Genomic DNA, 8,489 nt, shown 5'->3' with positions numbered 1-8,489 from the left:
TCTGGGTGGTATTGACGGTCTGTTACATATCACCGATATGGCCTGGAAGCGTGTAAAGCACCCAAATGACATCGTGAATATTGGTGATGAGATTGAGGTTAAAGTACTGAAGTTCGACCGGGAGCGAAACCGGGTTTCTCTTGGTTTGAAACAAATGGGTGAAGATCCGTGGATGGACCTTGCGCGCCGTTATTCTGAGCAGACTCGCTTGCATGGTAAGGTGACCAACCTTGCAGATTACGGCTGTTTCGTCGAGATCGAAGAAGGGGTTGAGGGTCTGGTCCATGTGTCCGAAATGGATTGGACGAACAAGAACGTGCATCCCTCGAAGTTCGTGCATATCGGGCAAGAAGTTGAGGTCATGGTGCTGGATATCGACGAGGAAAGGCGGCGCATTTCGTTAGGCATGAAACAGTGCCAGCCCAACCCTTGGGAAGCGTTTGCCGCTGGCCACAATAAGGGGGACAGGGTCAACGGTACGATCAAATCCATCACCGATTTCGGCATCTTTATCGGCCTTGAAGGCGCCATCGATGGATTGGTGCATTTGTCGGATATATCGTGGAATGTTCCAGGCGAGGAGGCGATCCGCAATTACAAGAAAGGCGAAGAGGTGGAAACGGTGGTTCTTGCTGTCGACGCTGAACGGGAACGCATTTCACTTGGCATCAAGCAACTGGAGAAAGACCCGTTCTCCAGTTACGTGGCCGAGTATCCGAAAGGCAGCGTAGTGAAGGGGACCGTTGAAAAGGTCGAGCCCAAGGAGGTGATCGTACGGCTCGCCGAAGGGGTCGAAGGTCAATTGCGCGTTGCTGAGCTTACCAAGGAGGGAAAGGTGGAGGACGCGGCGACAATCTTAAAACCGGGCGACGAAGTTGAAGCCAAGCTCATCGGCCTGGATCGCAAACAACGAATCATCATGTTGTCCATAAAGGCGAGAGAAACGGATGAAGAGGCGGCCACTGTTCAGGAGTACAGCGCTAATGCCGCTGGAACGACGAAACTTGGAGATATTCTCAAAGAGCAATTGGATAGTAAGTAAAGTGGCAATTGAAAAGCAACATATGACGAAATCGGATCTGATTGAGTCGCTTGTGCGCAAACAAGCACAGCTTGATTATAAGGATATCGAATTGGCCGTGAAAACTATCCTCGAACATATGGCTCAAACCCTGTCGAACGGTTGGAGGATAGAGATCCGTGGGTTTGGCAGTTTTTCACTCCACTATCGGCCACCCCGTGTGGGTCGAAATCCTAAATCGGGTCAGCCTGTGTCACTCCCGGCGAAATATGTCCCTCACTTTAAGCCCGGAAAGCAGTTGCGCGAGCGTGTTGATAATCGATTGTCTAAGCGTGTGACGCCCATCGCAAGCTGATCCTATAGGCATCAGCCCTGAAGAGGGCGGTCGCTGCCCGCCGCGCTACGCCTTCCACGGTATTGTTTTGATACCGTTCCCTGATTATCGTAAGCAATGCGTTTTGTCTCTAATGCCTGAAGGTGCGGCACGTCTGTCCATGCTTTCAGGACTTGTTAGCGGAAAGCCGAATTCATGACCACACTGTGGGTATCGGTGCGAGGAGGGTTTATGTCACGCATCATAAAGTTACTCTTTTTCTTAGGCATACTCGTCGTTGGCCTTGCATTCCACGTTAAGAATGACCAGTTGGTCAACCTCAACTACTATATGGGAAGTATTGAGCTACCGGTGTCGCTATTGGTTATTTCAAGTCTGTTGGTTGGCGCGCTACTGGGAATCCTGGCGAGTCTCACTTTCGTCGCTAAGCTAAAGCGCGAGAATGCTAGATTAGCGAGGCTCGTCCGGGTCACAGAAGAAGAAGTCAATAATCTACGTGCAATTCCAATTAAGGATGCTCCCTGATTATTCACAACTCCTTTGGTTGCTGTTGCCGGTTGCAGCGGCGTCCGGCTGGTGGCTCGCGCGACGCAATGCACGGACAGGTGGGAGAAACAGTTCTGGTTCGCGGATCTCCCCGGACTACTTCAAGGGGCTCAACTATTTGCTGAATGAACAACCTGATAAGGCCATTGAGGTGTTTATCAAGATGCTCGACGTGGATAGCGAGACGGTGGAAACTCATCTCGCCTTGGGCAACCTGTTCAGGCGGCGTGGAGAGGTGGATCGCGCGATACGTATACACCAGAATCTGATCGCTCGGCCTACACTGCACAGCGAACAACGTTGTTTTGCACTCCTCGAATTAGGGATGGACTACATGCGCTCTGGCCTCTTGGATCGAGCTGAAAGTCTGTTTCAGGAGCTAATGGAAACGGGATCGCATACAGTCCAAGCATTGACTCAATTACTACAGATTTACCAGCAAGAGAAAGATTGGGATAAAGCGATCGATACAGCACGTCGGCTTGAATCAGAATCCGGTGAACGTTTTGCTCCTGTAATTGCACAGTTCTACTGTGAGAAGGTGGAACAACTTGGCCAAGATGGGGAAGAAGTGCAGGCGAGTGACATGGTGCGGCGAGCACTCAATACGGATCCGCGGTGCGTGCGTGCAAGCCTGCTTGGTGCTGAGTTAGCCTATAAGGCGGGTAAGCCAAAGCTGGCGATACGGGCCTATAAACGGATTGAAAGACAAGACCCCGATTTCTTGCCGGAAGCTATTTATCCCTTAGTCGATTGCTACCGGGAACTGGGTAATGTCGATGAACTCATGAAATATCTCCATTATATCGTAGAAAAGCACGGCGGCATTACTCCCACGCTCGTACTAGCCGAGTTGATTGCAGAGCACCAAGGCGAAGCACAAGCAATTGCGTTTATCACGGACGAACTTAGGAGGCGTCCGTCGGTGCGAGGGGTTAGTCGTCTGATCAAGTATGCGCTAGCACACGCGCAAGGAACCACTAAAGACAATTTGCTGATGATTAAAGATCTAACTGGCAAACTACTTGAGAGTAAAGCAGCATACAAATGCAACCACTGTGGCTTTACCGGAAAGTCACTTCATTGGCAATGCCCAACCTGCAAATATTGGAACTCCGCCAAACCTATCCATGGTGTCGAAGGTGAATGACTCACGTATTATCGTCGCGTTGGATTGCCGCAATCCAGTTCAAGCCTTGAAGCTAGCTGAACAGCTGGACGCTAATCGCTGCAAGGTCAAAGTGGGGAAGGAACTGTTTACAAGCTCGGGTCCGATGCTCGTGGAGAAATGTATCAAGATGGGGTTTGATGTGTTTTTAGATCTCAAATTCCACGATATTCCATCTACTACAGCCGGGGCGTGCGTGGTAGCTGCTGATCTCGGCGTGTGGATGGTCAATGTCCACGCAATGGGTGGAGTGGAGATGATGGCGGCGGCACGTGAATCGATCGATCGGCACCGCCATCATCCGTTGCTTGTTGCAGTCACGGTGCTGACGAGTTTATCCGACGCCGCGCTTATGGATATCGGGATCAAGAGTAATGCTGCCCAGGAGACCATACGGCTGGCAGAGCTTGCAAATGATGCCGGAATGGACGGTGTCGTTTGCTCGCCGCACGACCTAACCGAGCTCAGACGCCGCATCGGACGCAACTTTTGCCTGGTAACCCCAGGTATTCGGCCGGCCGGCACCGATTTGAATGATCAAAGGCGATTCGCGACGCCTGGGGACGCGCTTCGATATGGCTCCGACTACCTTGTTATCGGACGGCCGATTACTCAAGCCCAAGATCCGTTGAAAGCGTTGCGCGACATTGAGATAGAGATCAATGCTGAGCTCCAGTGCGTTTCCGAATAACTGATCATGGACCGGTTCGCGCGTAAGAACCTTTTTACCGCGGAAGTCCCTAAGCGTCCAGGGGAACGGCGCGTCTGGGGACGGCTCTATGGAAGCAGCAAGGCACTTGCAATACGCATCGCTGTAGAGCGCAACGACGTCCCCCTCATTGTCGTCACGGCGGATAGCCTGACTGCAAATCGTATGCAGAATGAACTTCAATTCTTTTCTACTAGCAATAATACATTGCCCATCATCTCTTTCCCGGATTGGGAAACGCTGCCGTATGATCAGTTTTCGCCTTATAGAGATATCACTTCGGAACGCCTTGCAACACTAACGCGGGCGCCGATGCTAACTGCTGGCATCTTGATAGTGCCCGTGTCCACGCTGATGCACCGATTGGCACCGCGTCACTATGTCGATGCCAACAGCCTACACCTATCGATCGGGGATCGGTTAGAGATCGATCAATTTCGCCAACGCCTGGGTCGTGGCGGGTACTGCCGTGTTTCACAAGTTATGGAACACGGTGACTTCGCAGTACGTGGATCGCTTATCGACATCTTTCCTATGGGGAGTGACCTACCGTATCGCATCGATCTTTTCGACGAGGAAGTAGAAGGTATCCGTTTGTTTGATCCGGAAACGCAGCGCTCCCAAGAGAAGATCAATTCCATATGCATATTGCCCGCTCACGAGTTTCCTCTAACGAAGGAAGCAATAGGTCTCTTTCGGTCGCAGTGGCGAATGCATTTTGAAGGCAACGCTACCGAATGCCCGATATATAGAGATGTGAGTCACGGCCTTGCGCCGGCGGGGATTGAATACTATCTCTCATTGTTTTTTCATGAGACCCATACGTTATTGGACTACCTGCCTCAACAATGTGTGGTTGTAATTGATGATGGTGTGGAGCAGGCGAGTAACGCGTTCTGGGAGGACATTCGAGAGCGTTACGAACAGGGACGGCATGATGGTGAGCGGCCATTGCTTCCTCCGCGGGAGATATTCTTAGATCCATCGGAGCTTGCGAGCGCGATGGGAAACTTCCCACAGCTGTTACTCCGCACCGGGTCAAACGATGAGTCGCCTAGCGCTGTCAACTATGCGGTTAGCCCGCCCAAGCCGCTTCCAATTGATGCGCGCGCAACTGATCCGTTGGCTGTATTAAAACGCTTCCTGGATGAATTCAACGGTCGCGTACTATTTGTTGCGGAGTCCAGTGGAAGGCGAGAGACCTTGTTGGAGCTCTTGTCCGAACATGACCTTAGGCCCCAGCTATTCGACACCTGGTCGGCGTTTGTCATGGATGCTGCGCCACTTGGGATGACGGTTGCACCGCTAGAACAAGGAACCCAACTCGATGATCCAGTAATTGCCATTATCAGCGAGACTCAGCTCTTTGGGGAACGCGCTATGCAGCGCAGGCTGCGTAGGCGAACGCAGCGCGATGTTGACAGTATTGTTCGTAATCTGACGGAACTGAGCGCAGGCGCTCCCGTTGTCCACGAAGAGCACGGGGTAGGACGCTACCAAGGGTTGGTCACGCTGGAGGTGAATGATGTCAGGGCAGAGTTCATCTGCGTCGAATACGCTCGCGGAGACAAACTTTATGTGCCGGTATCCTCTCTACATCTGATCAGTCGATACACGGGTGTAGATGCTGAGCACGCGCCTTTGCATAGGCTGGGCAGTGCACATTGGCAGCGAGCTAAACGAAAGGCTGCAGAACGTGCTTTTGACGTCGCGGCTGAACTTTTGGAACTGCACGCACGTCGTGCGGCGCGCGGCGGGTTCAGCTATACAATCGATGAGGATGCTTACCGGGCGTTCGCTCATACTTTCCCCTTTGAGGAAACTCCGGATCAGATGGCCGCCATTCAAGCAGTCCTATCCGATATGCAGGATGACAAGCCCATGGATCGCCTGATCTGTGGAGACCCGGGCTTCGGCAAAACCGAGGTTGCCATGCGAGCTGCATTCGTAGCCGTGCAGGATGGAAAACAGGTTGCCCTGTTGGCGCCGACCACGCTGCTTGTTCAACAGCATCATCAGAATTTCTTGGACCGTTTTGCGGATTGGCCTGTTCGCATCGAGCAGTTGTCGAGGTTTCGCTCGCACAAGGAACAGGATAGCGTCATCAATGCACTCGCCACGGGCTCCGTCGACATCGTCATCGGAACGCACAAGCTTTTTCGGGAAACCATCAAGTTTAAACGGCTTGGCCTTGTTGTGATCGACGAAGAACACCGTTTCGGTGTGCGCCAAAAGGAAAAATTCAAGGCGCTGCGTGCGGAAGTGGACCTGCTAACGCTCACTGCGACCCCTATTCCTCGCACTCTCAACATGGCACTGTCTGGATTGCGCGAGCTTTCTATTATAGCAACGCCACCATCGGGCCGTTTGGCTGTGAAGACATTCGTGCGGGAATGGAATGCCCCCCTTGTTCGGGAAGCCGTGTTACGAGAAATTAAGCGAGGGGGACAGGTATATTTTCTCCATAACGAAGTTCAGTCCATCGAGAAAATGGCAAAGCGGTTAGAATCGCTGATTCCTGAGGCCCGCGTATGTATCGCCCATGGGCAGATGCGTGAGAAGGAACTTGAGCAGGTGATGCTGGATTTTTATCATCGCAGGGTCAACGTACTCGTATGCACTACCATCGTTGAATCAGGAATCGATGTTCCGACAGCCAATACGATTGTTATTAATCGCGCGGATAAATTCGGGCTGGCGCAGCTATACCAGCTGCGCGGCCGTGTTGGACGCGCTCACCATCGCGCCTATGCATATCTAACGGTGCCAGCGCGTAACGTGATGACCGCCGATGCGCAAAAGCGGCTCCAGGCCATAGAGTCGCTCGAAGATTTAGGCGTAGGGTTCACCCTAGCCACCCATGATCTTGAGATCCGGGGTGCAGGTGAGATTTTAGGTGCAGAACAGAGTGGCCATATCCAAGAGATTGGTTTTGGGCTTTATATGGATCTTCTTGAGCGTGCGGTACAGGCGTTGCAGGCCGGCCGTCAGCCGGAATTGGATCGGCCGCTCGATCACGGCACGGAGATCGACCTGCACATCCCCGCGCTGCTGCCCGAGGATTATCTGCCTGACGTTCATATGCGCCTTATTATGTATAAACGTATTGCAAACGCTCGGAATGATGACGAATTGACTGATTTGCAGGTAGAAATGATTGATCGGTTTGGATTGTTGCCAGAGCCGGCGAAGAATCTGTTCCGCATTACAGCCTTAAAACTCAAAGCAACGCCGATGGGCATCCATAAGATCGACTTGGGCAAAGACGGGGGACGAGTCCGTTTCCAACCATGCCCCGCGATCGATCCTATGCGGGTAATGAAATTGATCCAATTGCACCCACAGACCTATAAACTGGATGGGCAGGATAGGTTGCGTGTCATGAAAGAGTTACCTGATGGCAATTTGCGCATAGAGCTGCTAACGGACCTGCTCGACCAGTTGGAAACGCGAGACGCCGCATGACGATTGCACCCAAAACTCACAGCATCGTCCTTGGAGCTTGTTTCCTTTGTGTATTTTTGTATGCGTCGAGTCAGATCTCGGCTGATGAGGAGCTTTGGTATGAGGTAGAAGTTATTGTGTTTGAGCGACTCCAGCCCGACGCGGACAGCGAAACGTGGTCCAATAACCCTGGGCTACCTGAGCTCGATGGGAGTATCGAATTGGTCTCAGATATCCCTGAATTTCTGGACACAGAGTTGCAAGATGTTGAGCAGCCAGAAGGACCCCCATTCGCAGGTCCCATGGCGTTTCGACCGCTGCAAGCCAACGAGCTTGGGCTTGCCGATGTAAATGACAAGCTCGCCAACTCCCGTCGCTACAATCCCATTTTACATATCGCATGGCGGCAACCCGAATTCCAGCCGCCCACCGCGCGCGCCGTGCATGTGGTGGCCAGCGGCGTTGTGCTGCTGGCTGATCCCGATGTGGGTGTGGCCCCGACTCGAGGCGGGGAGAGAAGCGAGGGCCTCTATGCCGATAGCGACTTTGCCCCAGTAAATAGCGTGCGGATCGACGGGACGGTGCGCCTTAAAAAGACCAGATTCTTACATGTGGATTTGGATCTCGCCTATTTCCTCTCGGAGCAGCTGCGAGGCGATGCACTTGCGATGGGTAGTAAGGCCGCATCAAGTGGTGCGCTATTTGTAGACCAGCAGCCGGCCTATGTCAGGCTAACGGAAAGCCGCAAGGTCCGCCTGAATGAGCTGCATTATTTTGACCATCCCTTGTTCGGCGCCTTGGTGAGGGTCACGCTGTATCAATCGGAAGGCGCCGGCCCCTGACTGCCCACGGGCGTTCAGATCAGCGGGATCGTGTGCGCGAGAAGCAGATGCACATTCTCTAGCGAGGCGGTCAGATTTGCTTCGATGGCCTGCATCGTGATCGGGCCGTTTGATCGCCCAGCGGCCCTATTGACCACCACGGCGCAGGCGGCATAGCAGAGCCCAAGCTCGCGCGCGAGCGCCGCCTCTGGCATACCGGTCATGCCGACCACATCGCAGCCGTCATTTTCCATGCGATCAATCTCGCCTGCGGTCTCGAGGCGTGGCCCCTGGGTGGCGCCATAAGTGGCCGATTCGGCAGGCGCGAGCGCCGCCTCCTTAGCGGCGGCCACTAAAACGGCTCGCAGTTCCTCGCAGTAGGGATCCGAAAAATCAATGTGCGTTACTTCCTTTGGATTGTCTTCAAAGAAAGTATGTGCACGGGA

General features: G+C 53.1%; 8 protein-coding genes. 7 read left to right on the top strand and 1 reads right to left on the bottom strand.

Annotation, left to right across the window (positions count from 1 at the left end; translation table 11 throughout):
• The 7 genes from O6944_09990 to O6944_09960 all read left to right on the top strand — a co-directional run.
• Window positions 1-1,042 (top strand): 30S ribosomal protein S1 (locus O6944_09990; protein ID MCZ6719466.1); only part of this gene is annotated, 1,042 nt, incomplete at its 5' end.
• Complete coding sequence (locus O6944_09985) at window positions 984-1,376, top strand: integration host factor subunit beta (protein ID MCZ6719465.1); 393 nt, start codon at window positions 984-986, stop codon at window positions 1,374-1,376. The genes O6944_09990 and O6944_09985, both read left to right, overlap by 59 nt.
• 210 nt (window positions 1,377-1,586) lie before the next feature.
• Window positions 1,587-1,880 carry a LapA family protein gene (locus O6944_09980; protein ID MCZ6719464.1) on the top strand — a complete coding sequence of 98 codons (294 nt, stop codon included), beginning with the start codon at window positions 1,587-1,589 and terminating at the stop codon, window positions 1,878-1,880.
• Window positions 1,870-3,051 carry a lipopolysaccharide assembly protein LapB gene (gene lapB / locus O6944_09975; GenBank protein ID MCZ6719463.1) on the top strand — a complete coding sequence of 394 codons (1,182 nt, stop codon included), beginning with the start codon at window positions 1,870-1,872 and terminating at the stop codon, window positions 3,049-3,051. Before O6944_09980 ends, lapB begins: the two co-directional genes overlap by 11 nt.
• Window positions 3,044-3,760, top strand: coding sequence for an orotidine-5'-phosphate decarboxylase (gene pyrF / locus O6944_09970; protein MCZ6719462.1), 717 nt, complete (start codon window positions 3,044-3,046; stop codon window positions 3,758-3,760). The genes lapB and pyrF overlap by 8 nt, the downstream gene beginning before the upstream one ends.
• Before the next feature lie 6 nt (window positions 3,761-3,766).
• Window positions 3,767-7,243 (top strand): transcription-repair coupling factor, encoded by a 3,477-nt coding sequence (gene mfd, locus O6944_09965; protein MCZ6719461.1) that lies wholly within the window; start codon window positions 3,767-3,769, stop codon window positions 7,241-7,243.
• A complete protein-coding gene (locus tag O6944_09960) occupies window positions 7,240-8,064 on the top strand; it encodes a CsiV family protein (protein ID MCZ6719460.1) in 825 nt (274 codons plus the stop codon). The genes mfd and O6944_09960 overlap by 4 nt, the downstream gene beginning before the upstream one ends.
• Before the next feature lie 14 nt (window positions 8,065-8,078).
• Here the strand turns inward: O6944_09960 and O6944_09955 are convergent.
• A partial coding sequence (locus O6944_09955) for an S-methyl-5'-thioadenosine phosphorylase (GenBank protein ID MCZ6719459.1) occupies window positions 8,079-8,489 on the bottom strand: 411 nt, incomplete at its 5' end.

It is taken from the genome of Gammaproteobacteria bacterium (genome assembly GCA_027296625.1).
Lineage (GTDB): Bacteria > Pseudomonadota > Gammaproteobacteria > JAKEHO01 > JAKEHO01 > JAKEHO01.
Note: the sequence above shows the minus strand (reverse complement) of the source record. Positions and strands in the feature narration are given on the sequence as shown.

What these genes read in the sequence shown, in the direction of transcription:
- O6944_09985 (MCZ6719465.1), top strand. Translation starts at nt 984, where the DNA reads ATGCCGCTGGAACGACGAAACTTGGAGATATTCTCAAAGAGCAATTGG.
- O6944_09980 (MCZ6719464.1), top strand. Translation starts at nt 1,587, where the DNA reads ATGTCACGCATCATAAAGTTACTCTTTTTCTTAGGCATACTCGTCGTT.
- lapB (MCZ6719463.1), top strand. Translation starts at nt 1,870, where the DNA reads ATGCTCCCTGATTATTCACAACTCCTTTGGTTGCTGTTGCCGGTTGCA.
- mfd (MCZ6719461.1), top strand. Translation starts at nt 3,767, where the DNA reads ATGGACCGGTTCGCGCGTAAGAACCTTTTTACCGCGGAAGTCCCTAAG.
- O6944_09960 (MCZ6719460.1), top strand. Translation starts at nt 7,240, where the DNA reads ATGACGATTGCACCCAAAACTCACAGCATCGTCCTTGGAGCTTGTTTC.